23 protein-coding genes are annotated in these 26,976 nt (G+C 56.8%); 6 read left to right on the top strand and 17 right to left on the bottom strand.

Annotation, left to right across the window (positions count from 1 at the left end; translation table 11 throughout):
- Nucleotides 1–86: 86 nt before the first annotated feature.
- Nucleotides 87–1,190, bottom strand: a complete 1,104-nt coding sequence (gene ribD, locus M8014_RS01970) for a bifunctional diaminohydroxyphosphoribosylaminopyrimidine deaminase/5-amino-6-(5-phosphoribosylamino)uracil reductase RibD (protein WP_271280888.1) — start codon at nucleotides 1,188–1,190, stop codon at nucleotides 87–89.
- 4 nt (nucleotides 1,191–1,194) lie between these two features.
- Nucleotides 1,195–1,644: a transcriptional regulator NrdR gene (gene nrdR, locus M8014_RS01965; protein WP_271280887.1), complete on the bottom strand. Its 450-nt coding sequence runs from the start codon at nucleotides 1,642–1,644 to the stop codon at nucleotides 1,195–1,197.
- 153 nt (nucleotides 1,645–1,797) lie between these two features.
- On the opposite strand from nrdR, the gene M8014_RS01960 reads away from it, so the two are divergent.
- Both M8014_RS01960 and M8014_RS01955 read left to right on the top strand, forming a co-directional pair.
- A complete protein-coding gene (locus tag M8014_RS01960) occupies nucleotides 1,798–2,337 on the top strand; it encodes a SadB/YajI family lipoprotein (protein WP_271280886.1) in 540 nt (179 codons plus the stop codon).
- A 261-nt stretch (nucleotides 2,338–2,598) separates the two neighbouring features.
- Nucleotides 2,599–3,483, top strand: coding sequence for a nucleoside-specific channel-forming protein Tsx (locus M8014_RS01955; protein WP_271280885.1), 885 nt, complete (start codon nucleotides 2,599–2,601; stop codon nucleotides 3,481–3,483).
- A gap of 45 nt (nucleotides 3,484–3,528) precedes the next feature.
- On the opposite strand, the gene M8014_RS01950 is transcribed toward M8014_RS01955, so the two are convergent.
- The 7 genes from M8014_RS01950 to queA all read right to left on the bottom strand — a co-directional run bounded on the left by M8014_RS01950 (nucleotide 3,529) and on the right by queA (nucleotide 10,204).
- Complete coding sequence (locus tag M8014_RS01950) at nucleotides 3,529–4,209, bottom strand: helix-turn-helix transcriptional regulator (protein ID WP_271280884.1); 681 nt, start codon at nucleotides 4,207–4,209, stop codon at nucleotides 3,529–3,531.
- A gap of 25 nt (nucleotides 4,210–4,234) precedes the next feature.
- Entirely contained in the window at nucleotides 4,235–4,600 is a 366-nt protein-coding gene (locus M8014_RS01945) for a VOC family protein (protein ID WP_271280883.1), read from the bottom strand.
- A 142-nt stretch (nucleotides 4,601–4,742) separates the two neighbouring features.
- Complete coding sequence (gene secF, locus M8014_RS01940; protein WP_271280882.1) at nucleotides 4,743–5,714, bottom strand: protein translocase subunit SecF; 972 nt, start codon at nucleotides 5,712–5,714, stop codon at nucleotides 4,743–4,745.
- 10 nt (nucleotides 5,715–5,724) lie between these two features.
- Nucleotides 5,725–7,572: a protein translocase subunit SecD gene (gene secD / locus M8014_RS01935; protein WP_271280881.1), complete on the bottom strand. Its 1,848-nt coding sequence runs from the start codon at nucleotides 7,570–7,572 to the stop codon at nucleotides 5,725–5,727.
- Between the two features lie 25 nt (nucleotides 7,573–7,597).
- Complete coding sequence (yajC, locus tag M8014_RS01930; RefSeq protein ID WP_271267683.1) at nucleotides 7,598–7,930, bottom strand: preprotein translocase subunit YajC; 333 nt, start codon at nucleotides 7,928–7,930, stop codon at nucleotides 7,598–7,600.
- A 22-nt stretch (nucleotides 7,931–7,952) separates the two neighbouring features.
- Nucleotides 7,953–9,080, bottom strand: coding sequence for a tRNA guanosine(34) transglycosylase Tgt (tgt, locus tag M8014_RS01925; RefSeq protein WP_271267682.1), 1,128 nt, complete (start codon nucleotides 9,078–9,080; stop codon nucleotides 7,953–7,955).
- A gap of 53 nt (nucleotides 9,081–9,133) precedes the next feature.
- Nucleotides 9,134–10,204, bottom strand: coding sequence for a tRNA preQ1(34) S-adenosylmethionine ribosyltransferase-isomerase QueA (gene queA / locus M8014_RS01920; protein WP_271280880.1), 1,071 nt, complete (start codon nucleotides 10,202–10,204; stop codon nucleotides 9,134–9,136).
- 91 nt (nucleotides 10,205–10,295) lie between these two features.
- On the opposite strand from queA, the gene acpH reads away from it, so the two are divergent.
- Together acpH and M8014_RS01910 are read left to right on the top strand one after the other, a co-directional pair.
- Nucleotides 10,296–10,877, top strand: a complete 582-nt coding sequence (gene acpH, locus M8014_RS01915) for an ACP phosphodiesterase (RefSeq protein ID WP_271280879.1) — start codon at nucleotides 10,296–10,298, stop codon at nucleotides 10,875–10,877.
- Nucleotides 10,878–11,004: 127 nt separating this feature from the next.
- On the top strand, nucleotides 11,005–11,607 hold the full coding sequence (locus tag M8014_RS01910; protein ID WP_271280878.1) for a peroxiredoxin C: 603 nt from the start codon (nucleotides 11,005–11,007) through the stop codon (nucleotides 11,605–11,607).
- A gap of 160 nt (nucleotides 11,608–11,767) precedes the next feature.
- Here M8014_RS01910 and M8014_RS01905 read toward each other — a convergent pair whose 3' ends face one another.
- From M8014_RS01905 to phoB, 8 genes are all read right to left on the bottom strand, one after another.
- Nucleotides 11,768–13,636 (bottom strand): amidohydrolase, encoded by a 1,869-nt coding sequence (locus tag M8014_RS01905; RefSeq protein ID WP_271280877.1) that lies wholly within the window; start codon nucleotides 13,634–13,636, stop codon nucleotides 11,768–11,770.
- A gap of 21 nt (nucleotides 13,637–13,657) precedes the next feature.
- Nucleotides 13,658–14,203 (bottom strand): antibiotic biosynthesis monooxygenase, encoded by a 546-nt coding sequence (locus tag M8014_RS01900; protein WP_271280876.1) that lies wholly within the window; start codon nucleotides 14,201–14,203, stop codon nucleotides 13,658–13,660.
- A 54-nt stretch (nucleotides 14,204–14,257) separates the two neighbouring features.
- On the bottom strand, nucleotides 14,258–14,899 hold the full coding sequence (locus M8014_RS01895; protein WP_271280875.1) for a hydrolase: 642 nt from the start codon (nucleotides 14,897–14,899) through the stop codon (nucleotides 14,258–14,260).
- A gap of 199 nt (nucleotides 14,900–15,098) precedes the next feature.
- Nucleotides 15,099–16,916, bottom strand: a complete 1,818-nt coding sequence (malZ, locus tag M8014_RS01890; RefSeq protein WP_271280874.1) for a maltodextrin glucosidase — start codon at nucleotides 16,914–16,916, stop codon at nucleotides 15,099–15,101.
- A gap of 131 nt (nucleotides 16,917–17,047) precedes the next feature.
- Nucleotides 17,048–18,421, bottom strand: a complete 1,374-nt coding sequence (proY, locus tag M8014_RS01885) for a proline-specific permease ProY (protein WP_271280873.1) — start codon at nucleotides 18,419–18,421, stop codon at nucleotides 17,048–17,050.
- A gap of 79 nt (nucleotides 18,422–18,500) precedes the next feature.
- A complete protein-coding gene (brnQ, locus tag M8014_RS01880) occupies nucleotides 18,501–19,820 on the bottom strand; it encodes a branched-chain amino acid transporter carrier protein BrnQ (protein ID WP_271280872.1) in 1,320 nt (439 codons plus the stop codon).
- 408 nt (nucleotides 19,821–20,228) lie between these two features.
- Entirely contained in the window at nucleotides 20,229–21,524 is a 1,296-nt protein-coding gene (gene phoR, locus M8014_RS01875) for a phosphate regulon sensor histidine kinase PhoR (RefSeq protein WP_271280871.1), read from the bottom strand.
- 21 nt (nucleotides 21,525–21,545) lie between these two features.
- Nucleotides 21,546–22,235 carry a phosphate response regulator transcription factor PhoB gene (phoB, locus tag M8014_RS01870; protein WP_271267672.1) on the bottom strand — a complete coding sequence of 230 codons (690 nt, stop codon included), beginning with the start codon at nucleotides 22,233–22,235 and terminating at the stop codon, nucleotides 21,546–21,548.
- Between the two features lie 194 nt (nucleotides 22,236–22,429).
- On the opposite strand from phoB, the gene sbcD reads away from it, so the two are divergent.
- Complete coding sequence (gene sbcD, locus M8014_RS01865) at nucleotides 22,430–23,635, top strand: exonuclease subunit SbcD (protein WP_271280870.1); 1,206 nt, start codon at nucleotides 22,430–22,432, stop codon at nucleotides 23,633–23,635.
- Nucleotides 23,632–26,763 carry an exonuclease subunit SbcC gene (gene sbcC, locus M8014_RS01860; RefSeq protein ID WP_271280869.1) on the top strand — a complete coding sequence of 1,044 codons (3,132 nt, stop codon included), beginning with the start codon at nucleotides 23,632–23,634 and terminating at the stop codon, nucleotides 26,761–26,763. The genes sbcD and sbcC overlap by 4 nt, the downstream gene beginning before the upstream one ends.
- Nucleotides 26,764–26,976 lie beyond the last annotated feature (213 nt).

Below are 26,976 nucleotides of genomic sequence, written 5' to 3'. Positions count from 1 at the left end.
CTCTTCCTTTACGGGTTCATTTGGCCCCGCAGGGGGGCGGATTTTATCATAATACTTTGCGCACTGCTTCCGAAATTCAAAAGCCGTTACGCGTTAGTCAAATGCAGGCACAGATCCGGCCCAACCGACCGGACCTCGCTAAAGTTAAATGCCGGGGCATCAGCCAGTTTTTCAAGCCCTGGCAGGCTGCACAAGCCGCGTGCGTCGCTGCCTAACAGTTTAGGCGCCAGATAGACAATCAGTTCATCCACCAATCCAGCCTGTATCAATGCGCCAGCCAGCGTCGGGCCCGCTTCGACCCAGATACTGTTAACCTGCTGTTTGCCCAGCAGCATCATCAGCACCACTAAATCCAGGTGACCGTTGTGCTCCGGCACCATAATGCTGCGTACCCCTTCCGGCCAGCTGCGATCGTCTTCCTGAGTGCGGGCAAACCAGGTCTCGCCCGGCTGCTGCACGATCCGATGCGCGGGCGTTACGCTATTCTGACGATCCACCACAATACGCAGCGGCTGACGGACGTTCTCCTGCGGGTAGAGCGCCTGGGTGTCAGCATTCAGCTCATCCCAGCGCACGGTAAGGGCAGGATCGTCTGCCAGCACGGTGGCATGGCTGGTGAGAATAGCATGACTTTGCGCACGCAGACGTTGCACATCGCGCCTTGCCTGCGGGGAGGTAATCCACTGGCTTTCGCCGCTGGCCATCGCCGTGCGGCCATCGAGCGAGGCGCCCATCTTTAGCTGAATATAGGGGAAACCGGTCCGCATCCGCTTGAGGAAGCCTTTATTCAGGCGTTCTGCTTCGCTCATCATCAGCCCGTGGCTGACCTCAATGCCCGCCTGCTGCAGGCGATAAAGACCGCGCCCGGCAACCTGCGGGTTGGGATCCTGCATGGCGGCGACAACGCGTGATACTCCGGCGGCGATCAGCGCGTCGCAGCACGGCGGCGTACGCCCGTGATGGCTGCAAGGTTCCAGCGTCACATAAGCGGTTGCGCCTCGGGCTTTCTCGCCCGCCATGCGCAGGGCATGCACTTCTGCATGCGGCTCGCCGGCACGGTAGTGAAAACCTTCGCCGACAATCTGGCCATCGTTAACAATCACACAGCCGACATTGGGGTTGGGATGGGTGGTGAAACGTCCGCGTTGCGCCAGCTTGAGCGCTCGCGCCATGTAAATCTCATCCTGCATGCGCTTAATCCTGTAGGCGGGCGATCTCTTCGCCAAACTCTTTGATATCTTCAAAACTGCGGTAGACGGAGGCAAAGCGGATATAGGCGACTTTATCGAGCTTTTTGAGCTGCTCCATCACCAGGTTGCCAATCATTTTGCTGGCCACTTCGCGTTCACCGGTTGCACGCAGCTGCGATTTAATATGGTTGAGCGCCATTTCAACGTCGTCGGCGCTGACCGGGCGTTTCTCCAGCGCTTTGAGGATCCCTCGGCGCAGCTTCTCTTCGTTGAACGGTTCGCGAATGTCGTTACTTTTCACGACGCGCGGCATCACCAGCTCGGCCACTTCAAAGGTGGTGAAACGTTCATTACACTCCAGGCACTGGCGGCGGCGGCGCACGGAAGAGCCTTCTCCCACCAGTCGGGAGTCGATTACTTTGGTATCCACGGCGAGACAAAATGGGCAATGCATGCGATGTCCTGACTATCGGGTTGACTGAACTCTATTTTACCCTGAACTGGGCTGACAACAAAGAAGACGCGTTTTTGGGATAAAGGATCTATACCCGAGCCCGCGACGTTGACTACCCTTAGCAGAATCCGTTATCTCAGGGAAATAATCACCATGACAAGACGTTACCTAAGAATACTGCTGGTGGGAAGCCTCTTTAGCCTGAGCGCCTGCGCCCAGCAAAGTGAAGTGCGCCAGATGAACCAGAGCGTCAGCTCGCTGAATGCGACCATGAGTAAGCTCAATCAGGAAACCGTAAAAATCACCCAACAGAACGCGCTGAACGTTAAATCCACCAGCGGGGTGTATCTGCTGCCTGGCTCGAATACCCCTGCTCGTCTGAACAGCCAGATTGGCACCTTGCGTATGTCGCTGGTCAACGTGGCGCCCAATAGCGATGGCACCCGCGCGACCCTGCGCATTCAGGGGGAATCGAACGATCCGCTGCCGGCATTTAGCGCTACCGTAGAGTGGGGCCAGATTCAGGGTACGACCGATAGCTTCCAGGAGGTGAATGTCCAGACCCAGCTGATTAACGCTCCGGCCAGCGTGCTGGCGCCGAGCGATGTCGATATTCCGCTCCAGCTAAACGGTATCACCCCGGACCAGCTCGGGTTTGTCCGCATTCACGATATTCAGCCCGTCGCGCAATAATCCCCCTGCGGAACGTGTTTCGCGTTCCGCTCCTCCCTTTCGCCGTAATGATTGGCAACATGAATGTTTGCCATTACAATCCGCTCCGTTAAAATACGCAAACGTGAACGCAATCGATTACGTATATGAGAGATATGTGAAACAACACATATTTTTGTGAGCAGGGATTCCTATAATAGGCTCGCAGCAACACGAAATATTTAGAAACGCAATTCGCGCCTTTTTCACTCCCGTTAGGGATTTCAAATCAGTGGCATCATTATGAAAAAAACATTACTGGCAGCCGGTGCAGCACTGGCACTCTCCTCCACTTTTGCTGTGCAGGCAGCAGAAAACGATAAACCAGAGTATGTCTCCGACTGGTGGCACCAGAGCGTCAACGTGGTTGGCAGCTATCACACCCGCTTTGGACCACAGATCCGTAACGATACCTACCTGGAATACGAAGCTTTCGCTAAGAAAGACTGGTTTGATTTCTATGGCTACATGGATGCGCCAGTCTTCTTCGGGGGTAACACTGACGCGAAGGGTATCTGGAACCACGGCTCCCCACTGTTCATGGAGATCGAACCGCGCTTCTCCATCGACAAGCTGACCGGTGCTGACCTGAGCTTCGGTCCGTTCAAAGAGTGGTACATCGCTAACAACTACATCTACGACATGGGCCGCAACGAAGACGGTCGTCAGAGCACCTGGTATATGGGTCTGGGTACCGACATCGATACTGGCCTGCCAATGAGCCTGTCGATGAACGTGTACGCGAAATACCAGTGGCAGAACTACGGCGCAGCAAACGAAAACGAGTGGGATGGCTACCGTTTCAAAGTGAAATACTTTGTGCCGATCACCTCCCTGTGGGGCGGTAACCTGAGCTATATCGGCTTCACCAACTTTGACTGGGGTTCAGACCTGGGCGACGACGATTTCCGTGACCTGGACGGTAAGAAAGCGCGCACTAACAACTCCATCGCCTCCAGCCACATCCTGGCGCTGAACTACGATCACTGGCACTACTCTGTTGTGGCACGTTACTGGCACAACGGTGGTCAGTGGAACGACGACGCGAGCCTGAACTTCGGCAAAGGTGACTTCAACGTCCGTTCTACCGGCTGGGGTGGTTACCTGGTTGTGGGTTACAACTTCTAATCCTGTCGTTTTGCCGGGCAAAAGCCAGCGTAACCGCTGGCTTTTTTATTGCTTCACTTTGCGCAGGAAATCCGCCAGCGACCGGTCAGCGCTTTCGCTAAACCGCCTGTCGGTCAGCGTAATATTGAGACAGCGATCGAGCCGGAAACAGCGGTAGTCATCGCGCCTTTCACACCAGGCGGCCAGTAACCAGTGCTCTCCCCAGAAAAACAACCCCAGCGGCTGCACGTCACGCCAGGATAGCTGTCCGGCTTCATCGCGATAGTGCAGCGCCAGCACCCGCTGGGCAGATATCGCCTGATGAATAACGTCAAAACCGCTGCGGGAGTGGTTTTGCATGGCGATGTCCGGGGCGTAGATCCGCGTCTGCTCGGCCTTGCGACGACTCTCTTCTGGTAGGATCGCCAGCACCTTCTCCTGCGCCGACTCCAGCTCGCGCGACAGCGACTCGCCGCCCCAGGTTTTGAGCAGACGAATCGCCACCATCAGCGCTTCTGATTCACGATTTGTCAGCATCAGAGGCGGTAAATCGAAGCCCGACAACAGTCGGTACCCGCTGCCCGCCTCCCCTTCTACCGGCACACCTGAAAGCGACAAATCCCGGATATCGCGATACACCGTCCGCTCAGACACGCCCAACCGCTCGGCAAGCAACGCCGCCGTGGTCAGCCGCCTGCCGCGCAGGATCTGGACTATCTGAAACAGCCGGTCAGCACGTCGGGTCATCGGTTCTTCGCTTTCATTATGGGTATCAGGCGGGCTGGTGCAGCCCGACCCTGTTGCCTTCGCTGTCGGTAAACAGCGCAATAGTGCCAATACCACGCGGCAGTTCAAGCGGGCCAAAAACGCACTCGCCACCGGCCGATGACACACGATCCAGCGTGGCCGCCAGATTGTCAGTATGCAGGTAAATAATAGCGCCCTGCGGTGCTGGTGTAATGCCGTCAAATTTTGCCAGCGCGCCACCGGTTGCCGGGTCTTCATGAGGGAAGATCGCCAGCTCGGCACAGTCCATTTTTTCAATCTTCAGCGCCACCTGCATTACCGGCTCATAAAAGCCGATAGCCCGCGCCATATCGGCGACCGGAATTTCAAACCAGTTAATCACACTTTTCATACATCCTCCTGCCTGTTATTGGGGTTCAGAAGGAGTGTATGACAGGCCTCCTGACAGCATACTGTCAGGAGTGTTTGTCAGACGCCGATAAAAAAAATCCCGGCCAGATGGCCGGGATTTTATTACCAGAACGAATGTCTCGTTACGGCAGAATTGACGGCTGATCCGCCCCTTCTTTTTCCACTTTCTGCTGCAGCAGGTGCTCACGCTTCATGCCCAGCTTCAACGCCAGCGCGGACGCCACGTAGATGGAAGAGGCCGTACCGATGGAGACACCGATCAGCATGGTCAGCGAGAAGCCTTCCAGAATCGGGCCGCCAAAGAGATACAGCATCAGGATCACCATCAAGGTGGTACCGGAGGTGATCAAGGTACGGTGCAGCGTCTGAGTCAACGACACGTTAAAGATTTCGTACGGCGTGCCGCGACGGATCTTACGGAAGTTTTCACGGATACGGTCCGATACCACGATGCTGTCGTTCAGCGAGTAACCGATAACCGACATCAGGGATGCCACAATGGTCAGGTCAATCTCGATATGGAACAGCGACAGCACGCCCATGGTGATCACCACGTCGTGCGCCAGCGCGATAACCACCCCGGCAGCCAGACGCCACTCGAAGCGGAAACCGACGTACGCCAGGATGGAGATCAGCGCGACCAGTAGCGCCATCGCACCGGTCTGGGCCAGATCGGCACCCACGCTCGGGCCAACGAATTCAATTCGTTTTACCGTTGCATGCTGGTTGGTCGATTCGTTAATCACGTTAACGACCTTGCTGCCCAACTCCTGGCTGCCGTTGGCATCTTTCGCCGGCGGCATACGCACCATGATGTCACGGCTGCTGCCGAAGTTCTGCAGCAGCGGCTCTTCAAAGCCCGCCTTTTCCAGCGACAGACGCATCTGGTCCATATCGACCGGGTTCTCCAGGGTAATTTCAATCACCGTACCACCGGTGAAATCCAGACCCCAGTTAAAACCGCGCACGCCCATAATGGCGATAGAGACGATCAGCAGCAAACCTGAAATGCCGAACGCCCAGTTATCCCAGCGCATAAAGTCCCAGACTTTACGGCCGTAGTTCAATTGCTCAACAGTATATTCCTGTGCCACAACGCACTCCTCAGATAGACAGCTTTTTAACGCGCTTGCCGCCGTACAGCAGGTTCACGATGGCACGGGTGCCGACGATAGCGGTAAACATTGAGGTCGCCACGCCGATACCGGTCGTGATAGCAAAACCTTTAATGGCACCAGTACCGACAGCGTACAGGATCAGGACTTTGATTAGCGTCGTCACGTTCGCATCGAAAATAGAGCTGAACGCGCCGCGGTAGCCTTCATCGATCGCCTGTTGTACTGAACGCCCGTTGCTCAACTCTTCTTTGATACGTTCGTTAATCAGTACGTTAGCATCGACCGCAACCGCAAGGGTTAAGACGATACCCGCGATCCCCGGCATGGTCAGCGTTGCCCCTGGCAGCAGGGACATAATGCCGATGATCAACACCAGGTTCGCAATCAGCGCTGAGGTCGCAATCAGGCCAAACTTCTTATAGAAGAAGAGCATGAAGACGATGGAGATCAGAAGACCGGCCAGACAGGCTTCCAGACCTTGGGTGATGTTCTGCATACCCAGCGTTGGACCGATGGTGCGCTCTTCAACAATCTGAATTGGCGCGATCAGCGCACCGGCACGCAGCAGCAGCGAGAGCTGACGGGCTTCGTTCGGGTTACTGATACCGGTGATACGGAAGCTGTTACCCAGCCGAGACTGGATGTTGGCGATGTTAATCACCTCTTCCTGTTTCACCAGAATAGCGCGCCCGTTGGCGTCTTTCTTACCGCTGTCTTTGTACTCCACGAACAGGGTCGCCATCGGTTTACCGATGTTGTCCTTGGTGAAGTTAGACATGATGTTGCCACCTGCGCTGTCGAGCGAGATGTTAACCTGCGCCTGGTTGTATTCATCCTGGCTGGAGGTGGAGTCGGTGATGTGGTCACCGGTCAGGATCACACGCTTGTACATGACAACCGGCTGACCTTCACGGGTCTGTTTCACTTCCGAATCACCCGGAACGCGGCCAGACGCCACAGCGGACTGATCGACGTTGGTGTTCACCAGACGGAATTCCAGGGTTGCGGTCGCGCCAAGAATCTCTTTCGCACGCGCGGTATCCTGGATACCCGGCAGCTCAACCACGATACGGTCAGAGCCCTGACGCTGAACCAGCGGTTCGGCCACGCCAAGCTGGTTTACACGGTTACGCAGGATGTTGATGTTCTGCTGAACCGCGTATTCACGCGCTTCTTTCAGACGCACATCGGTCATCACCGCACGCAGCTGGTTGCTACCCTGGCTGGACAGCACCAGATCGCGATGACGCTGCGTCAGGTAATCCATCGCCTGATCGCGCGCGCTGCTGTCGCGGAACGCGATGCTCAGCCCGTAATTATCTTCCTTACGCACGGTGGTGTAAGGGATGCCTTTTTCACGCAGATCGCTGCGCAGGCTATCAATATTTTGTTCCTGCAGTTTACCGAGCGCGGTATCCATATCCACTTCCATCAGGAAGTGAACGCCGCCACGCAGGTCAAGACCGAGTTTCATCGGCTCTGCGTTAATGGAGGCTAACCAGCGCGGAGTTGCAGGAGCAAGGTTCAACGCCACGACAAATTTATCACCCATCACGCCCATCAGCGCTTCACGAGCGCGGAGCTGCGTGTCGGTGGAGTCGAAGCGAGCAAGAATTGCGCCCTCTTCCAGTGCCACAGACTTAGCGGTAATTTTTTCTTCTTGTAAAGTTTTCTGGACCTGGATCAGCGTTTGCTCACTGGCGGCGACACCGCGCGCGCCAGTGATTTGAACAGCCGGATCCTCACCATACAGGTTGGGGAGTGCATACAGCAGGCCGACGACGATCACGACGACCAGCATGATGTACTTCCACAAAGGATAACGGTTTAACACGGCAGTTCCCTTTGGGAAAAGTTGATTACAGCGCCTTCATGGTGCCTTTCGGCAGAACGGCAGCTACGAAGTCACGTTTGATAACCACTTCAGTGGTGTCGTTCAGGGCGATAACAACATAACCGTTGTCGGAAACCTTGCTCACACGACCCACCAGGCCACCGTTGGTCAGCACTTCGTCACCTTTAGCGATGGAGTCCATCAGCTTTTTGTGCTCTTTGGTGCGCTTCTGCTGTGGGCGCAGGATCATGAAATAGAAAATCAGACCAAACACCACCAGCATCAGGATCAGAGACATCGGGCTGCCCTGCGCCGGTGCACCTGTTGCCGCTACCGCATCAGAAATAAAAAAGCTCATTAAAATTCCCTCATTTTATAAATTAATCAACGTTCAAAGGTGGGACATCCCGACCCTGACGCTGGTAAAAATCAGTCACGAAGCTCTCTAATTTACCCTCTTCGATAGCCTTGCGTAAACCAGCCATTAAGCGCTGGTAATAGCGAAGGTTATGAATCGTGTTGAGACGCGCGCCCAATATTTCATTACAGCGATCAAGATGGTACAGATAGGCACGTGAATAATTGCGACAGGTGTAGCAATCGCACTCGGCATCGAGCGTGCTGGTATCGCTTTTATGCTTCGCATTACGGATTTTCACCACGCCGTCGGTCACAAACAGATGACCATTACGCGCGTTGCGCGTAGGCATAACGCAGTCGAACATATCAATGCCGCGACGAACGCCTTCAACCAGATCTTCTGGTTTACCCACGCCCATCAGGTACCGGGGTTTATCTGCTGGAATTTGCGGGCAAACATGCTCCAGAATGCGGTGCATATCTTCCTTTGGCTCACCCACAGCCAGACCGCCGACAGCGTAGCCATCAAAACCTATCTCTACCAGACCTTTAACAGAGATATCGCGTAAATCTTCGTAAACACTGCCCTGAATAATGCCGAACAGTGCATTTTTGTTTTCGAGGGAGTCAAAACGGTCGCGGCTGCGCTGCGCCCAGCGCAGGGACATCTCCATCGAACGCTTGGCGTAGTCCCAGTCCGCCGGGTACGGCGTACATTCGTCGAAGATCATCACGATGTCGGAGCCGAGATCGTTCTGAATCTCCATCGACTTTTCCGGATCGAGGAAAATAGGGTCGCCGTTGATCGGGTTACGGAAGTGAACGCCTTTTTCGGTAATTTTACGAATGTCACCGAGGCTGAAAACCTGGAAGCCGCCGGAGTCGGTCAGGATCGGACCTTTCCACTGCATAAAATCGTGCAGATCGCCGTGCAGCTTCATAACCTCCTGACCCGGGCGCAGCCACAGGTGGAAGGTGTTACCGAGGATAATTTGCGCGCCAGTGGCTTCGACCTCTTCCGGCGTCATCCCTTTGACGGTGCCGTAGGTGCCCACAGGCATAAAGGCTGGCGTTTCGACTACGCCGCGATCAAACACCAGACGGCCACGGCGAGCGCGACCATCGGTGGTATCGAGTTCAAATTTCATGTTTTCTCCTGCACCAGAAAAACAGTCCGGCGCGTTACACCAGTGTCGCGGAGCTATTCCCCGACACGCTCATTTAAAGCCTGCGGATTGTACGTGATAAACATCGCGTCACCGTAGCTAAAAAATCGATATTTTTGTTCTACTGCAGCCTTGTAGGCATTCATGGTGTGTTGATAACCGGCAAATGCCGACACCAGCATGATCAGGGTGGATTCCGGCAGGTGGAAATTGGTCACCAGCGCGTCAACAACCTGATATTGATAACCTGGGTAGATGAAGATTTTAGTATCGTTGAAGAACGGGGCGATCAGCGCATCACTGGCGGCCTGGGCGGCACTCTCCAGCGAACGCACCGAGGTGGTGCCCACGGCGATAACACGGTTACCGCGCGCTTTTGCCGCCAGCACGGCGTCTACCACGTCCTGCGGCACTTCGGCATACTCAGAGTGCATGATGTGATCTTCAATGCTGTCCACCCGCACCGGCTGGAAAGTGCCCGCGCCCACGTGCAGAGTCACAAACGCCAGCTCAACGCCTTTCTCGCGCAGCTTTTCAAGCATCGGATCGTCAAAATGCAGACCCGCAGTCGGCGCCGCAACCGCACCTGGCTTCTGGCTGTAGACGGTCTGATACAGCTCGCGATCGGCCTCTTCATCAGGACGGTCGATATACGGCGGCAGCGGCATATGGCCGATGCTGTTCAGAATATCCAGTACCGGACGTTCATCGTTGAACTGCACTTCAAATAACGCATCATGGCGAGCGACCATGGTAGCATTGATGCTCTCGTCATCGCCCAGCAGCAGCTCTGCGCCCGGCTTCGGCGCCTTGGACGCGCGAATATGTGCCAGAATACGTTTATCATCGAGCATTCTTTCGACCAGCACTTCAATCTTGCCGCCGCTGGCTTTACGGCCAAACAGACGAGCCGGGATCACGCGGGTATTGTTAAAGACCAGCAGGTCGCCTGGGTTGAGCTTGTCGAGTAAATCGGTGAAAGTACCGTGCGTCAGCGCCCCCGTCGGCCCGTCCAGCGACAACAAGCGGCAGCTACTGCGCTCAGGCATGGGATAGTGGGCAATCAGGGACTCGGGTAATTCAAAGGAGAAATCGGCGACGCGCATGGCTTATACTCGTGACTTAAAAACAGGCGGCTTAGTCTAGTGCCCACACCTCCTGGCTGCAACAACTAGCCGTATCCGGATAACGAATCGCATGAATTTTCTCGCTCACCTGCATCTCGCTCACCTCGCTGACAGCTCCCTTTCCGGCAATCTGCTTGCCGATTTCGTACGCGGCAATCCCGCCGAGGATTACGCCGCAGACGTCGTTGAGGGGATTTTTATGCACCGGCGGATTGATGTTCTGACCGACAATCTGCCCGAAGTTAAAGAAGCGAAAGCCTGGTTCCGCCCCGAAACGCGCCGCGTGGCACCGATTACGCTGGACGTTATGTGGGATCATTTTTTATCACGACACTGGGCACAACTGTCGCCGGAGATGCCTCTGCCGGCGTTTGTGCGCTACGCCCACGCACAGGTGGCGATGATCCTGCCCGACTCCCCGCCGCGTTTTGTCAATCTGAATGACTACCTGTGGTCCGAGCGCTGGTTGGAACGCTACAGCGAGATGGATTTCATTCAGCGAGTGCTGAACGGGATGGCCAGCCGCCGCCCGCGCCTCGATGCCCTGCGCGACTCCTGGCAGGATCTGGACGCTCATTACGACGTATTAGAGGCCCGCTTCTGGCAGTTTTACCCGCGCATGATGGCGCAGGCGAAAAACAAACAACTTTAATCAAAGTGTGATCGATAGGTAAAAACTGACTTAACGATTGTCAGCACCTCTTTGTCACCTGCCCCATTACTCTCTATACTGGCCCGCGTTGCGTTCCAAATAACCTTAGTCATTACAGGAGAATCTTATGGTTCTGGTAACTCGTCCGGCTCCGGATTTTACAGCTGCAGCAGTTCTGGGCAACGGTGAAATCGTTGATAACTTCAACTTCAAGCAGCACACCAACGGTAAACCGACCGTTCTGTTCTTCTGGCCGATGGACTTTACCTTCGTTTGCCCGTCTGAGCTGATCGCGTTCGACAAGCGTTATGAAGAATTCCAGAAGCGTGGCGTAGAAGTGGTTGGCGTCTCCTTCGACTCTGAGTTTGTACACAACGCATGGCGTAACACCCCTGTCGACAACGGCGGCATCGGTGCGGTGAAATACGCAATGGTTGCGGACATCAAACGTGAAATCCAGCAGGCTTACGGTATCGAACATCCGGACGCTGGCGTGGCGCTGCGCGGCTCCTTCCTGATCGACGCGAACGGTATCGTGCGTCACCAGGTCGTGAACGATCTGCCGCTGGGCCGTAACATCGACGAAATGCTGCGTATGGTTGACGCGCTGCAGTTCCACGAAGAGCACGGTGAAGTGTGCCCGGCTCAGTGGGAAAAAGGGAAAGAAGGTATGGCTGCTTCTCCAGCAGGCGTGGCGAAATACCTGACCGAGAACGTCACCAGCCTGTAATCGGCATCGTTGACGAGAAAGGCCCGCTGATGCGGGCCTTTTTTATGGTTCCGGGATATTGGTAGGCCCGGTAAGCGCAGCGCCACCGGGCATTTTGCCGCACCAATCCCGCCTTTTCGCCGGGTGGCGTCTTCGCCTTACCCGGCCTACAAACTCACTGCTAAAACGCGAAACATGAACATCCCAACACGCCCCAGAACGCCTGGTCATCCGATACCGGAATGCCCGACTGGCGCGCGATACCGTGCTGATGCCCGTGCACGCCGCAGTTGCCGATGCACTGATGCATCTGCACCACAGCCCCCACGTTCGAGGCCACAGGCGGCGCAGAGCGATAATGCCCCGGCACTTTCACCACCGGCGACCACTCCGGCAGTACAGGTATCGGCGGCGGCGACAGCGGACTAAACTGTCCCGCGGCGTACACCACTTTCCCGTCCACTACCGTCAGCACTGACTCGATGCCTTTAATCTCCTCTTCCGGCACGCTGAAATAGTCTTTCGACAGCACCACCAGATCCGCGAGCTGCCCTGCGACGATGCGCCCTTTCTTGCCCTGCTCGCTGGAGAACCACGCGCTGCCCGCCGTCCACAATTCCAGCGCGATATCACGCGGCAGACGGTTGCTGTCGTCATACATCGACATCCCGCCAACGGTGCGGCCGGAGACCAGCCAGTACAGCGCGGTCCACGGGTTATAGCTCGCTACGCGAGTTGCGTCGGTGCCTAAGCCCACTGGCACGTCCAGCTCCAGCATTTTCGCCACTGGCGGCGTGTGTTTCACCGCCTCTTTGCCGTAGCGATCGACAAAATACTCGCCCTGGAACGCCATGCGATGCTGCACCGCAATGCCGCCGCCTAGCGCTTTGACGCGCTCAATGTTGCGCTCGGTGATGGTCTCAGCGTGATCGAAGAACCAGTGCATGCCGTTAAATGGAATATCGCGGTTCACCTTCTCGAACACGTCCAGCATCCTGCTGATGGATTCGTCGTAAGTGGCGTGAAGACGGAACGGCCAGCGCTGCTCCACCAGATGGCGCACCACGCGCTCCAGCTCGTCTTCCATTCCTTCAGGCAGATCCGGGCGCGGCTGCAGGAAATCTTCGAAATCCGCCGCCGAGAAGACCAGCATTTCGCCCGCACCGTTGGCACGGTAGAAATCTGTGCCCTGCCCCGGTTTTAGCATATCGGTCCAGCGCTCGAAATCCTCCAGCTCCTGCTTCGGCCGCTGGGTAAAAAGGTTATAGGCAATGCGGATCGTCATCTGCGATTTGGCGTGCAGCTCTTCGATAATTTCGTAATCTTCCGGGTAATTCTGGAAACCGCCGCCCGCATCAATCGCGCTGGTTAACCCCAGGCGATTAAGCTCACGCATAAACTGGCGCGTCGAGTTCACCTGCTGTTCCAGCGGTAGTTTTGGCCCTTTCGCCAGCGTAGAGTAGAGGATCATCGCGTTCGGTTTGGCGATCAGCATCCCGGTCGGGTTGCCGTTGTTATCGCGCACAATCTCCCCACCCGGCGGGTTTGGCGTCTCTTTGGTGTAACCGACAGCTTTCAACGCCGCGCGGTTGAGCAGCGCGCGATCGTAGAGATGCAGCACAAACACTGGCGTGTCTGGCGCCGCATCGTTCAGCTCCTGGATAGTCGGCATCCGCCGTTCAGCAAACTGGAATTCGCTCCAGCCGCCCACCACGCGCACCCACTGGGGCGTCGGGGTGCGATCGGCCTGCTCTTTCAGCATCCGCAGAGCATCGGCCAGCGACGGCACGCCTTCCCAGCGCAGTTCGAGGTTGTAGTTCAGCCCGCCGCGAATCAGGTGCAGGTGCGAATCGTTCAGGCCGGGGATTACTGTGCCCCCTTTTAGATCGACAATCTGCGTCCCTTCGGTGGCGTAACTCATCACCCGGTCGTGATTGCCGGTGGCGAGGATCTTACCATCGGCAATGGCCACCGCCTCAGCGAGCGGATTTTCACGATCAAGGGTGTGGATCTGACCTTTGGTTAAGATCAGTGTGGCAGTTTGAGACATAACATACTCCTATAAGCCGGATCAGGCTTTTTTCAGCCATCCGGCGAACAAGCGGGTCACGATGGGCATCCACAGCCAGACCACCAGCGCGACCACACAAGCGTCGTTAAGCAAATGCAGGAATAAAGACCCTTTCAGAGCAGGAAGCAGCGCGCCGGTCAGTTCCGGCACGACAAGGGTACTGGGGAATATCACCATCAGCGTCACCAGAAACTGTTTCCACAGTTTCGGTTTACGGACATGCATTTCCGGCGGCGTAAACCAGAACGCGGCTTCGGTGCGCACTTCCGTTTTATCCCCTTCGGCCAGCAACGGTTCGATCTCTTTCACCAGTACCGAACGGGTATCGGACTGCGTCCAGGCGTAGAGGTGTTCGAGGGTGTCGAAGCGAATAATGACGGTCCACAGATCTTGCCCTTCCGTTGGGCGAATCACGCTCGCGCCGAGATGTCCGGGAAAGTCAGCGGCTACGGGCATAATGTTGCCCAGCCACTGTTCATATCGCTCCGCCTGTCCAGCCAGCAGGGTATGGGTGATCACCAGCGTCACATGTGAATTTTGCGCCATGAGAGTGTCCAGATCTGAAAAAATGGCGGGTTCTTTCAACCCGCCAGGAGAGATTTACGCTTTACGTTCAGGCGCGCCGTGAACCAGAGTGTAGGCATAATCCACGCCCATCCCGTAAGCCCCGCTGTGTTCACGCACCAGATCCATGACCGGATCGTAAGTCTCTTTGCGAGACCAGTCGCGCTGGTACTCCAGCAGCACCTGCTGCCAGGTTACCGGAACGGCACCGGCCTGCACCATGCGGTCGATAGCGCGTTCGTGAGCATCCACGGAGGTGCCACCAGAAGCATCGGTCACCACGTACACTTCAAAGCCTTCATCCAGTGCCATCAGCGCCGGGAAGGCCAGGCACACTTCGGTCCACAGGGCCGAGATGATGAGTTTTTTGCGGCCCGTTGCTTTCACTGCCGCAACAAATGCATCATCTTCCCAGGAGTTCATTGAGGTGCGTTCAATCGGTTTCACATCCGGGTGAACGGCCAGCAATTCCGGCCAGATATAACCGCTAAAACTTTTTGTTTCGACCGAGGTGTAAATAACCGGCACATTAAATATTTTGCCCGCTTTCGCCAGAGCAACCGTATTATTCTTAAGAAGCTGTCGGTCAATATTCGTTACACCAAACGACATTTGCGGCTGGTGATCAATAAAAATAAGTGTGGAGTTTGATGGGTCAATCAGTTCGCGGATAGACATATATATACCTTTAATCAATATGTTAAAAGAAAACTAAAAGTGTGCGATATGTGGTCGGGCCCTGACTGATAAAGCAAATTGATTATATCGAGAATTGATTGGCAGGATATTTAATATATTTGTCCGCTCTGTTTAATTTAACCGAACGACTTTGGGGAATATTCTGCAACGAGCATTACATGCTCGTTGCAGAAAGAGGTTAATTGCCGAACCAGACAGAGGCGGAAATGGCAGGCAGAGACAGCACGCCCTCCTGCACATCCCCTTTGCCCTCTTTCAGCTGCCAGGTCTGGAGGTTGAGCAACGGTGAATCATCCAGCACCACTTCGCAGGCATCACCCCGGTTAATGGCAATCAGCACCCGCTGCTGATTATAGACGCGCATAAACACCACCACGTTGTCGTGGGCGTACAGCACCTGACACCCGCCGTAGCGCAGCGCCTTGCTCTGCTTACGCAGCTTTATTAGCCGCTGATAAAGCGACAGCAGCCCCTGATCCTGCTTCTCGGTATCCCACGGGAAGGTCTTGCGGCAGAACGGATCGTTATTGCCATCCAGCCCCACCTCATCACCGTAATAGATGCACGGCACGCCAGGCCAGCTGAACAGCCAGACGATCGCCAGCGGCAGTCGCGCCACATCTTTACCCAGCAGCGATTTAAAGCGCGCGGTGTCATGGCTGTCGAGCTGATTAAACATGCGTATCTGCTGCTGATGCGAGAGGCTGGCGCGGTAGTTATCCATCCACTTCATGCAGGTTTCAGCGTCGATATGCTGCGGATCGTAGGAGATATCGGTATTGGCGAGGAAGCCCCACAGCGGGAAGGTAAAGCCGCGATAGTTCATCGCCGAATCTTCCGCATCGGCCTGCAGCCACTGGCGGGCATCGCCAAAGTGCTCGCCAAAGACGAAGGCCTCTGAATTGGCCTGCTTTGCCGAACGGGTGATCCCGGCCACATGCTCGAGGTTATTGCGCGCCCCGCCCGCCTCGCCGAGCATGTGCACCACATCCAGCCGCCAGCCGTCCATGTTCCACGGCGCTTTCAGCCAGTGGCGCACAATGCTGTCCTCACCGCCATAAATCTCATCCACCAGCGTCGGTGACTGGTAATCCAGCTTCGGCAAGCTGGCGTAGCCCAGCCAGTCGAGGGCACGGCCCTCGTCGTTAAAACTGTACCAGTCCCGCTGGGGCGATTCCGGATTGTGGCAGGCGCCGCCTGTCGCACGATTGTGGCGGTCAAACCAGGCGTGCGAATCGCCGCTGTGGTTAAACACCCCATCCAGAATCAAGCGCATCCCTTCCTTGCGGGTATTTTCCCGCAGGCGCAGCAGCGCCACGTCGCCGCCAAACTGCTCGTCCACGCGACGATAATCTTCGGTGTCGTATTTATGCACGCTAGGGGCGGCAAAAACCGGGTTGAGATAGAGCGCCGTGACGCCGAGTTGTTTCAGGTACGGCAGCTTTTCGCTGATACCGTCGAGATCGCCGCCGTAAAACGTCGACCCGCCCGCCTGGGCCGTCACCGGATCATCCCATTCGCGGAAGATCACCTCATGACCGGCAGCGTGGTGATGATAGGTCCGATCCTGCTGCGGATTGCGCCGCTGGCTGCGGGCAAAGCGGTCCGGGAAGATCTGATAGAACACCTGATCGGCCACCCACTGCGGGCCGTTGTCAGGATAATCGACGGCAAACTGCTCCAGCCGCGCGGGCGGAAAACGGCTAAACCCCTGCGGGGTGAACCACAGCTGGCGATTGTGCCACAGCATCTTAAAGCTGTAGCGGCGGCGCGGCTGGCCCTGCGTCACGTCAATCGTCGCACGCCAGGCGGTTACGCCTGGCTGCGGCTGCGTGCGCTGCTTATGCATCGGCAGCGAGGTCTCTTCATTATCGACTTCAGCGCGCAGCGTCACCCGCTCAGGCAGGTTTTCACCCGTCAGCCACAGCGTAATGACCAGCTTATCGTTGTTTTGCTTAATAAATGGGGCAACCGGTAGGTGCCAGGCATTCAACATCTTGTATCCCCTTTCCCAGAAATGAGGTCACCTTGCCACAGGGTAGTTGATGTTCACTCCTCACGGAGAGGTTTATTGAGGGAGGAGGAAGGGGGAGGAGAAAAATGCCCGGCGTTTGCCGGGCATCCTGATTACTGAACTTCTGCTAACTGACGCTCGCGGCGGCGTTTAAACACCCAGCCCACCAGCAGCAGCGCAATCCACGCAAAGCCCACGTACAGCGAAATGCGGGTTTCCGGGTGATAGCCAATCAGGCCAATAATGAAGACGAGGAAGATCAGGCCGACGACGGTGGTTGCCACGCCGCCCGGCACTTTAAACTTCAGCGCTTTCACCTCGTCTGGCGACAGACGACGGCGGAAGCCAATCTGCGACATCAAAATCATGATCCACACCCAGACGGTGGCGAAGGTCGCCAGCGAGGCGATCACCAGGAAGACGTTCTCCGGCATGATGTAGTTGAGGTACACCGACAGCAGCAGCGCCACGGTCATCACCATCACCGTCACCCACGGCGTACCACGGGTTGACGTTTTAGCGAACACTTTCGGCGCACTGCCCTGCTCCGCCATGCCATGCAGCATACGCCCGACGCCAAAGACGTCGGCGTTAATCGCGGAAAGCGAAGCGGTCAGCACCACAAAGTTGAGGATGCTGGCGGCAAAGGTGATCCCCAGATGCTGGAAGGTGAGCACAAACGGGCTGCCGTTGGTGCCTACCTGATTCCACGGATAGATGGACATGATCACAAACAGCGTGCCCACGTAGAAGATCAGAATACGCATCGGCACCGAGTTGATGGCGCGCGGAATGGATTTCTGCGGGTCTTTCGCTTCACCGGCGGTAATGCCGATGATTTCGATTCCACCGTAGGCAAACATCACCATCTGCAGCGACATCACCATCCCAATCCAGCCGTTGCTGAAGAAGCCGCCGTTGCTCCAGAGATTATGGATCCCGGTCGGTTCCCCGCCGTTGCCAATCCCCCAGATGATGATCCCGATACCGGCGGCAATCATGATGATAATGGTGGCGACTTTGAAGAAGGAGAACCAGAACTCCAGCTCGCCAAACACCTTCACGCTCATCAGGTTAATGGCGCAGATGATCAGCACCACCGACAGCACCCAAATCCAGTGCGGTACCGTCGGGAACCAGACCCCCATATAAATGCCGAAGGCCGTCACGTCGGCAATCGCCACGATCAGGATCTCAAAGCAGTAGGTCCAGCCGGTGATATAGCCCGCCAGCGGGCCGAGGTTTTCTTGTGCATAGCGCGAGAAGGAGCTGGCCGACGGGTTATGAACCGACATCTCCCCCAACGCACGCATGATGATGTAGGCCGCGACGCCGCCAATAAGGTAGGCCAGCAGAACGCTGGGACCGGCCATTTTAATGGCATCTGCCGAGCCATAAAAAAGACCGGTACCGATTGCAGAACCCAGCGCCATAAAGCGGATGTGGCGAGCGCTCAATCCACGCTTGAGTGTGTTAGTGCTTTCCATTTGTGTCATGCCATTTCAGACTAAAAAAAACAAAAAACCACGGGGCATTACGCCCCGTGGTTAAACATTCAGCCGTTGATTAATGCGCGTTAGAAGTAACCTGACGCCCTGCAGCACGATCCCAGATAATTGCCAGTACCAGTGCAACAACGGTAGGCATCAACCACGCCAGCCCCTGTTCGGACAGCGGCAGACGCTGTGTCCAGGCGGGCAGCATAGCGCTGATAGCCGATGCCTTAATGCCGTCAAGGATACCAAAAAGCAGACTGATAAACATCGCCGGCGCGATAATTCGCGAGGAATTATTCCACCAGCCGCGGGTAAAGCTCAGCACGACCAACACGATACACGGCGGATAGATGGTGGTCAGAACCGGAATCGACACCTGAATCAGATGGCTCAGCCCCAGGTTCGACACCGCCATGGAGAAGCCGCCCAGGATAAATACCAGCGTGCGATAAGACAGCGGAACATACTGCGCAAAGAACTCAGCACAGGCGCAGGTCAGACCCACCGCCGTCACCAGACAGGCCAGGAAGATCAGGATGGCCAGCATCATGCTGCCCGCACCGCCAAAGGTATGCTGAACGTAGGCATGCAGAATAGCCGCACCGTTAGCGCCCTGGTCAACCAGCACGCTGCTGTCGGAACCCAGACGGAACAGCGCCAGATAGAGAAGCGCCAGACCGGCACCCGCCATCAGACCCGCCCAGACGGTATAGCGCGTCAGCAGACGAGCTTCGGTTACACCGCGGGAACGCGCCGCATTCACAATCACGATACCGAACGCCATCGCGCCCAGCGTATCCATGGTCAGGTAGCCGTTCACAAAACCGTTAGAGAAGGCGGCGTTTTGATAGGCTTCGGTTGCGCTGCTCAGCGGGCCGGCAGGCCAGATGATGGCGGCTACGGCCAGCACCACCAGTGCCAGAATTTTCAGCGGCGCAAGGAAGTTGCCCACGGTATCCAGCAGTTTGCCCGGATAGAGCGACACCAGAATCACGATAGCGAAGTAAACCAGGCTGTAGATAAACAGCGGCAGCGGGCCTTCGCCGGTCAGCGGAGCAATCCCCACTTCAAAGGAGACGGTGGCGGTACGCGGGGTCGCGAACAGCGGCCCAATCGCCAGATAGCAGACCACGGCCAGCATCACCCCGGCCACTTTGCCGATCGGCGCGCTCAGGCTGTCGACGCCGCCGCCGACTTTCGCCAGCGCCACCACGGTCAGCACCGGCAGACCGACGGCGGTGATCAGAAAGCCAAGTGCCGCAGTCCAGACGTGTTCACCTGCCTGCAAGCCAACCATCGGCGGGAAGATGATGTTGCCTGCGCCAACGAACAGCGCAAATGTCATAAAGCCCAGCGCGATGATGTCGCGCGATTTCAGTTGATGGGTCATAGAACCTTACTGCCTGTGGTGTTGTGTTGAAAACGTTGAATTTTTCGCTATCCCTCACGGAACAAAACAGCGGAAAAAATGTGCAATCTCAGCGGGAAATGCTCCCCTACCGGCGTGGTCAGGAATATTTTTTCGATTTACCACGCAAATACAGTCTGTCCGACGATATCAGGGGGGCAATTTAAACGCTTATAACGTTTAAAGGCAATATGGGATCGCAAAACCAGAATAATATGCCACCCTGAAACTTCAGGATGGCATAATCCGCCATGTATAAGAAAAACTCATGGCTAATCATGCGAACAAAAAAGCAACAGGCGGATAAAATTTATCCGCGCTTCGCCTGGCTGGAAAGTAAACAGGCCAGCTTACGCTGGCCTGTGGCAACCTCCGATGACACGCGGGCTATCAGGGGGTTTTATTGGCAATTAAACGTTCCGGGAGCACAAAGCTGAAACGCGTGCTCTTACCCGGCGTACTGGTGATATCGAGGCGGCTGTCATGATGATTGATGGCATGCTTCACAATTGCCAGCCCCAGACCGCTGCCCCCGGTCTGGCGTGAGCGCGCCTTATCCACCCGGTAAAAACGTTCGGTAAGGCGAGGAATATGCTCCGGGCCGATACCCGGGCCGTTATCCTCGACGCTGAACTCCGCCCCAGTCGGGACATGCTGCCAGCGCACGGTGATGTGGGTCCCGGGCGGGGTGTGATTCACGGCGTTATAGACCAGATTCGAGATAGCGCTGCGCAGCTCATCGGTACTGCCGCGCACGTTGAGGGTGCTGTCCACCTCGAAGGTCAGCTTATGCTGCTGCTGACTCAACGTTTGCGCCTCACGCTCCAGCATCCGCAGCATCATCGGCACATCGATGGTTTCATTCAGCGCCAGCGTAGGTGACCCTTCAATACGGGAAAGGGTCAGTAACTGGCGCACCAGCCCTTCCATCCTCTGGGTTTGCTCACGCATGGTATGCAGCGCTTTTTCCCGCGGTGCCCCTTCCAGCGTCTGCTCCTGCATCATCTCCAGATAGCCCTGCAGCACGGTGAGCGGGGTGCGTAGCTCATGGCTGACGTTAGCAAAGAAGTTGCGGCGCGCCCCTTCCAGCTGGTGCATCTGGGTGACATCGCGCGCCACCATCAGCCACTGCTGGTCGCTGTAGGGCATCACGCGGATCTCCAGATGACGGCCGTTATTCAGCACTAAATTATGCGGGCGGGTAAAGTCGCGTTTTTTCAGATACTGGGTGAACTCGGGGTAACGCAGCAGGTTGAGAATGTTCTGTCCATTATCATCCGGCCAGCGCAGGCCAAGCAGCTGCTGCGCCAGCCCGTTACACCAGAACATCGTCCCTTCTTCGGTGGTGAGGACCACCGCATCCGGCAGCGATTCGGCCCCGCTGCGAAAGCGTTTGATCAGGCTCCCCAGCTCGCGTCGGCGCTTTTTATTACGCATCTGCATCTGGTGCAAACCATACAACAAGGGTTCCCAGCTTCCGCTCCCCGGCGGAGGGGTCATACTTCTGTCAACCCACAGCCACCAGGAGAGACGGAGTAAATTCCAGAAATGCCAGACCAGCAGCCCGGTCACTGCGGCCAGCAGGAACCAGGACCAATAACCGAAAATGGCCCCGAGGATCAGGGCCGGAATACAGCATAACAGCAGCTCAAAACACAGCCTTTTCCATGACAGACGTTCCAGCACGCGTCACACTCCTGTCATTGTTCAGAAACGGGTTGAGAAGCGATAACCCGTACCGCGGACGGTCTGTACCATCCGATCGTGACCGCTGGTTTCCAGGGCTTTGCGCAAACGGCGGATATGTACATCCACCGTGCGGTCCTCCACATACACGTTGGTTCCCCAGACGTTATTCAGCAGTTGCTCGCGGCTATAAACGCGTTCAGGGTGAGTCATAAAGAAGTGCAACAGCTTAAATTCTGTCGGCCCCATATCAAGCGGGTTTTCACCGGTCATCACCCGATGGGATGTCGGGTCGAGGCTCAACCCCTGCATCTCAATCACCTCTTCCACCGCCATCGGTGAAATTCGGCGCATGACGGCTTTGATGCGCGCCACCAGCTCTTTCGGGGAGAAAGGTTTGGTGATGTAATCATCCGCGCCGGTCTCCAGACCGCGAACGCGATCTTCCTCTTCACCGCGCGCCGTTAACATCACAACCGGGATATCACGGGTTAATGCTTCACGTTTCATATGCTTGATGAACTGCAGGCCAGAACCGCCGGGCAACATCCAGTCAAGCAGGATCAGATCGGGCCAGGGTTCGTTGAGCTGATTCACCGCGCTGTCGTAATCTTCGGCTTCTACGGGTTGAAAGCCATTTTGTTCGAGCACGAAGCAGACCATTTCACGAATAGGTGCTTCATCTTCTACGACCAGAATACGTCTCGCCATACTTTGCCCTGTCTTATTGAGGTTACACGTTTGTAATACGGCGTCATTATGCGTCAGATTTATGACAGATTTATGAAAAAGATGACCGTAGAGTACGGCAAGCCGTTGTTTTATGACAGGCCAAAACACTGCGGTTATCTTCCTCGCCATGAAAGCTTATAATCCGCTTCATCTTATTTTGCCACGGAACTGTTATGCGCATACTTCACACCTCGGACTGGCATCTGGGACAAAATTTTTACAGCAAAAGCCGCGCCGCCGAACATGAAGCGTTCCTCAACTGGCTGCTTGAGACAGCGCAGTCGCAGCAGGTGGATGCCATCCTGGTGGCCGGGGATATTTTCGATACCGGATCGCCACCGAGCTATGCGCGCGAGCTGTATAACCGTTTCGTGGTCAACCTCCAACAAACCGGCTGCCATCTGGTGATTGTGGCCGGCAATCATGATTCCGTGGCTACGCTCAATGAATCCCGCGAAATCCTGGCCTTTCTCAACACCACCGTGGTCGCCAGCGCCGGACACGCGCCGCAGCTGCTGAACAAACGCGACGGCACCCCGGGCGCCGTGCTGTGCCCCATCCCCTTTTTACGCCCACGCGATGTGGTGCAAAGCCAGGCGGGGCTCTCCGGACAAGAGAAACAGCAGCATCTGCTGCAGGCCATCACCGACTATTATGCCCAACAGTATACTGACGCCTGCGGATTGCGCGGTGACGCACCGCTGCCCATTATCGCCACCGGGCATCTCACTACCGTCGGTGCCAGTAAAAGTGACGCGGTGCGTGACATCTATATTGGCACGCTGGATGCTTTTCCGGCGCAGAACTTCCCCCCTGCCGACTACATCGCACTGGGGCACATCCATCGCGCCCAGATGATTGGCGGCTGCGAGCACATCCGTTACTGCGGCTCGCCGATCTCGCTCAGCTTCGACGAAACGGGCAAGCAAAAGAGCGTACATCTGGTGAGTTTTGACGCAGGAAAGCTGAGCAGCGTCGAGACGCTGCCGGTTCCGGTCACCCAGCCGCTGGCGGTGCTGAAAGGCGATCTCACCGCCATCACCGCCCAGCTGGAGCAGTGGCGCGGTCGTGAACAAAGTCCACCGGTGTGGCTGGACATTGAGATCACTACCGACGGCTATCTACATGATGTGCAGAGGAAAATTCAGACCATCACTGAGGACCTGCCTGTCGACGTCCTGTTGGTGCGCCGCAGCCGTGAACAGCGCGAGAAAATCCTGCTGAGCGCACAGCGCGAAACGCTCAGCGAACTCAACGTCGAAGAGGTATTCGAGCGAAGGCTGGCACAGGAGGAGATCGACGACGGACGACGCACCCGCCTCAACGAGCTATTTACCCATGCGCTGCACGCGCTCAATGATGAGGACGAACGCGCATGAAAATCCTGAGCCTGCGGCTAAAAAATCTCAACTCCCTGAAGGGCGAATGGAAAATCGACTTTACCGCTGAGCCCTTTGCCAGCAACGGCCTGTTCGCCATTACCGGCGCGACCGGCGCGGGGAAAACCACCCTTCTCGATGCCATCTGTCTGGCGCTGTACCATGAGACGCCGCGCCTGCAGAAGGTGTCGCAAACGCAAAACGATCTGATGACCCGTGACACGGCCGAATGTCTGGCAGAAGTCGAATTTGAGGTTAAAGGCATCGCCTATCGCGCCTTCTGGAGCCAGAACCGGGCCCGCAATCAGCCGGACGGCAACTTACAGGCCCCGCGCGTAGAGCTGGCACGCTGCGAAGACGGTAAAATTCTGGCCGATAAAGTGACCGATAAGCTCGAACAAACCGCCGCCCTGACCGGGCTGGACTACGGCCGTTTTACCCGTTCCATGCTGCTCTCCCAGGGCCAGTTTGCCGCCTTCCTCAATGCCAAAGCCAGCGACCGCGCCGAGCTGCTGGAAGAGCTAACCGGGACAGAAATCTACGGTCAGATTTCCGCGATGGTATTTGAAAAACACAAAGCGGCGCGTAGCGAACTGGAGATGCGCCAGGCGCAGGCTGCGGGGGTGGTGTTGCTTAGTGAAGAGCAGCAACAGCAGCTTCAGCAAGGTTTGCAGGTACTTACTGACGAAGAAAAAATCCTGCTGGCGCAGCAGGAACGCCAACAGAAAGATTATCAGTGGCTTACGCGTCACGACGAGCTCGCGCGCGAGCAGCAGCGGGCAATGACCGCCCAGCAGCAGGCCCAGCAGGCGCTGACAGACGCCACGCCGGAGCTGGAAAAACTGCATCTGGCACAGCCGGCAGCCCTGCTGCGTCCGCTGTGGGAGCGGCAGCAGGAGCAAATCACCCGCCTGGCGCAAACCGAACAGCAAGCGCAGGATGTGAATACTCGCTTACAGGCCAGAACGGCGCTGCGCGCGCGTATCCGCGCCGGGGCGCTCCGCGCACGCGACCATTTGCAAAGCGAGCTGGCCGCGCTCACGCCATGGCTCACTGACCACGACCGGTTCCGTCAGTGGAGTCAGGAGATGGCGGGCTGGCGCGCCCACTTTACCCAGCTTGGCCGGGATAAAACGCAGCTGGCAGCGCTGACCCGGCGTATCGCCGATTTGCGCCAGAAGCTGGCGGCGCTACCGGAAACTACGCTGACGCTGAGCGCAGAGGACGCGGCGGCCGAGATGACCCGGCTGACCCAATCCCGCCCGTCACGCCAGCGCCTGACCACGCTTCATGCCCGCTACCAGCCCCTGCAAGCGCGGCTGCGTCAGCATCACGAAAGCGTACAAAAGGCGCAGGACGAGCAGACAAAACTCAACGACACGCTGGCCCTGCGTCGCCAGCAGTTTAAAGAGAAAAACCAGCACTATCTGGATCTTAAAACCCTCTGCCAGCATGAAGAGAAGATTAAAGATCTTGAAGGCTACCGTGCCGAGCTGGAGGCCGGGAAACCCTGCCTGCTGTGCGGCTCGACCGAACACCCGGCCATCGCCCGGTACCAGGCCTTAGCGCTGACGGAAAACCAGCGCCGCCGGGATGCGATGGAAAAAGAGGTCGCCGCGCTCAAAGAGGACGGCCTGCTGGTGCTGGGCCAGGTCAACGCCTTAACTAGCCAGCTGCAGCGAGCAGCAGAAGAAGCACAGACGCTGGCTCAGGAAGAGCAAGCGCTTACTAAAGAGTGGCAGGCGGTGTGTGCATCCCTGGCGATTGATCTGAATATTCAGGACGATATCGCCCCGTGGCTACATCAACAGGAGCAGTACGAACAGCAGCTCTACCAGCTTAGCCAGCGCCTGACCCTGCAAAACCAGCTCAGCGAAGAAGACGCGCAGGCACAACAGGCTCTCCAGCAGCTGACGGCAACCCGCGCGGCAATGGCGAGTACGCTCCATGCGCTGTCGCTGGAGGTGCCGGACGACGGCGCAGAGGCGGCCTGGCTTGCCGAACGCGAAAAAGAATCCCTTCTGTGGCAGGAGAAACAGACCCAGCACGGCACCCTGCGGGAGCGCATTTCCGCGCTGGCACCGCTGCTGGATACCCTTCCGGAAGCAGAATCGGCAGACGCGGAAGCCGTTATCCCGGATAACTGGCGCGAGATCCACACTGAGTGCGTGTCGCTGCACAGCCAGCTTGCCACGCTGCAACAGCAGCTCACTCTGGAAAGCGAGCGCCTGCAGCAGTCGCAGACTCTGTTCGCCGCGGCGCTCACCGCCAGCATCTTTAACGATCGGGAGGCATTTCTGGCAGCCCTGCTCGATGACGAAAGGGTTCATCGTCTTGAGCAACGTAAACACGCCCTGGAAAACCAAATCCAGCAAGCCACAGCCCTGTTGCAGCAGGCCAGCCAGCGGCTGAACGATCATTTGCAGCAGCGACCGCAGGATCTGGCGTCAGACGTCCCGGCCCTGCAGGAACAGCTGCAGCAGCTCGCGCTAACGCTGCGCGAAAACACCACCCGTCAGGGGGAGTTCCGCCAGCAGCTGAAGCAGGATGACGAAAATCGCCGCCACCAGCATACGCTCATGGAGCAGATTGCCGACGCCGCTCGCCTGGCGGACGACTGGGGATACCTGAACTCACTGATTGGCTCCAGCACCGGCGACCGCTTCCGTAAATTTGCCCAAGGGTTGACGCTGGATAATCTGGTGTGGCTCGCCAACCAGCAGCTGACGCGCCTGCACGGGCGCTACCTACTGCAACGTAAGGCCAGCGATGCGCTCGAGCTGGAAGTGGTCGACACCTGGCAGGCAGACGCGGTGCGCGATACCCGCACCCTCTCCGGCGGGGAGAGTTTCCTGGTGAGCCTCGCGCTGGCACTGGCGCTCTCGGATCTGGTGAGCCATAAAACACGCATTGACTCGCTGTTCCTCGACGAAGGCTTTGGCACGCTGGACAGCGAAACGCTGGATGCCGCGCTGGATGCGTTGGATGCCCTTAACGCGACGGGTAAAACCATAGGCGTGATCAGCCACGTCGAGGCGATGAAAGAGCGCATCCCGGTGCAGATCAAGGTGAAAAAGATTAACGGGCTGGGGTACAGCAGGCTCGATAAGGCATTTGCGGTGGAGTAGTTGGTTTGGGCACTGTGCGGTCTGGTGCCCTCACCCTGTCCCTCTCCCACCGGGAGAGGGCACGAACACTAAAAACGGCCACTGACGTTGTAATGCCGATCAGTTAAGGATCGGTTGATCGATCCAGTGGCTGTGTAAGAATCCGGAAATGCTCACTCGTTTCCGGATTTTTTTATGCACATTGGACAGGCTCTTGATCTGGTATCCCGTTAC

This window comes from Silvania hatchlandensis (assembly GCF_025564065.1).
Lineage (GTDB): Bacteria > Pseudomonadota > Gammaproteobacteria > Enterobacterales > Enterobacteriaceae > Enterobacter > Enterobacter hatchlandensis.
The sequence above is the reverse complement of the archived record's forward strand: the minus strand, read 5'-3'. Positions and strand labels throughout refer to the sequence as shown.

Bases quoted from the DNA above. Each gene is read 5' to 3' on its own strand.
- ribD (WP_271280888.1), bottom strand. From the start codon at position 1,190: ATGCAGGATGAGATTTACATGGCGCGAGCGCTCAAGCTGGCGCAACGC.
- nrdR (WP_271280887.1), bottom strand. From the start codon at position 1,644: ATGCATTGCCCATTTTGTCTCGCCGTGGATACCAAAGTAATCGACTCC.
- M8014_RS01960 (WP_271280886.1), top strand. From the start codon at position 1,798: ATGACAAGACGTTACCTAAGAATACTGCTGGTGGGAAGCCTCTTTAGC.
- M8014_RS01955 (WP_271280885.1), top strand. From the start codon at position 2,599: ATGAAAAAAACATTACTGGCAGCCGGTGCAGCACTGGCACTCTCCTCC.
- M8014_RS01950 (WP_271280884.1), bottom strand. From the start codon at position 4,209: ATGACCCGACGTGCTGACCGGCTGTTTCAGATAGTCCAGATCCTGCGC.
- M8014_RS01945 (WP_271280883.1), bottom strand. From the start codon at position 4,600: ATGAAAAGTGTGATTAACTGGTTTGAAATTCCGGTCGCCGATATGGCG.
- yajC (WP_271267683.1), bottom strand. From the start codon at position 7,930: ATGAGCTTTTTTATTTCTGATGCGGTAGCGGCAACAGGTGCACCGGCG.
- tgt (WP_271267682.1), bottom strand. From the start codon at position 9,080: ATGAAATTTGAACTCGATACCACCGATGGTCGCGCTCGCCGTGGCCGT.
- queA (WP_271280880.1), bottom strand. From the start codon at position 10,204: ATGCGCGTCGCCGATTTCTCCTTTGAATTACCCGAGTCCCTGATTGCC.
- acpH (WP_271280879.1), top strand. From the start codon at position 10,296: ATGAATTTTCTCGCTCACCTGCATCTCGCTCACCTCGCTGACAGCTCC.
- M8014_RS01910 (WP_271280878.1), top strand. From the start codon at position 11,005: ATGGTTCTGGTAACTCGTCCGGCTCCGGATTTTACAGCTGCAGCAGTT.
- M8014_RS01905 (WP_271280877.1), bottom strand. From the start codon at position 13,636: ATGTCTCAAACTGCCACACTGATCTTAACCAAAGGTCAGATCCACACC.
- M8014_RS01900 (WP_271280876.1), bottom strand. From the start codon at position 14,203: ATGGCGCAAAATTCACATGTGACGCTGGTGATCACCCATACCCTGCTG.
- M8014_RS01895 (WP_271280875.1), bottom strand. From the start codon at position 14,899: ATGTCTATCCGCGAACTGATTGACCCATCAAACTCCACACTTATTTTT.
- malZ (WP_271280874.1), bottom strand. From the start codon at position 16,916: ATGTTGAATGCCTGGCACCTACCGGTTGCCCCATTTATTAAGCAAAAC.
- proY (WP_271280873.1), bottom strand. From the start codon at position 18,421: ATGGAAAGCACTAACACACTCAAGCGTGGATTGAGCGCTCGCCACATC.
- brnQ (WP_271280872.1), bottom strand. From the start codon at position 19,820: ATGACCCATCAACTGAAATCGCGCGACATCATCGCGCTGGGCTTTATG.
- phoB (WP_271267672.1), bottom strand. From the start codon at position 22,235: ATGGCGAGACGTATTCTGGTCGTAGAAGATGAAGCACCTATTCGTGAA.
- sbcD (WP_271280870.1), top strand. From the start codon at position 22,430: ATGCGCATACTTCACACCTCGGACTGGCATCTGGGACAAAATTTTTAC.
- sbcC (WP_271280869.1), top strand. From the start codon at position 23,632: ATGAAAATCCTGAGCCTGCGGCTAAAAAATCTCAACTCCCTGAAGGGC.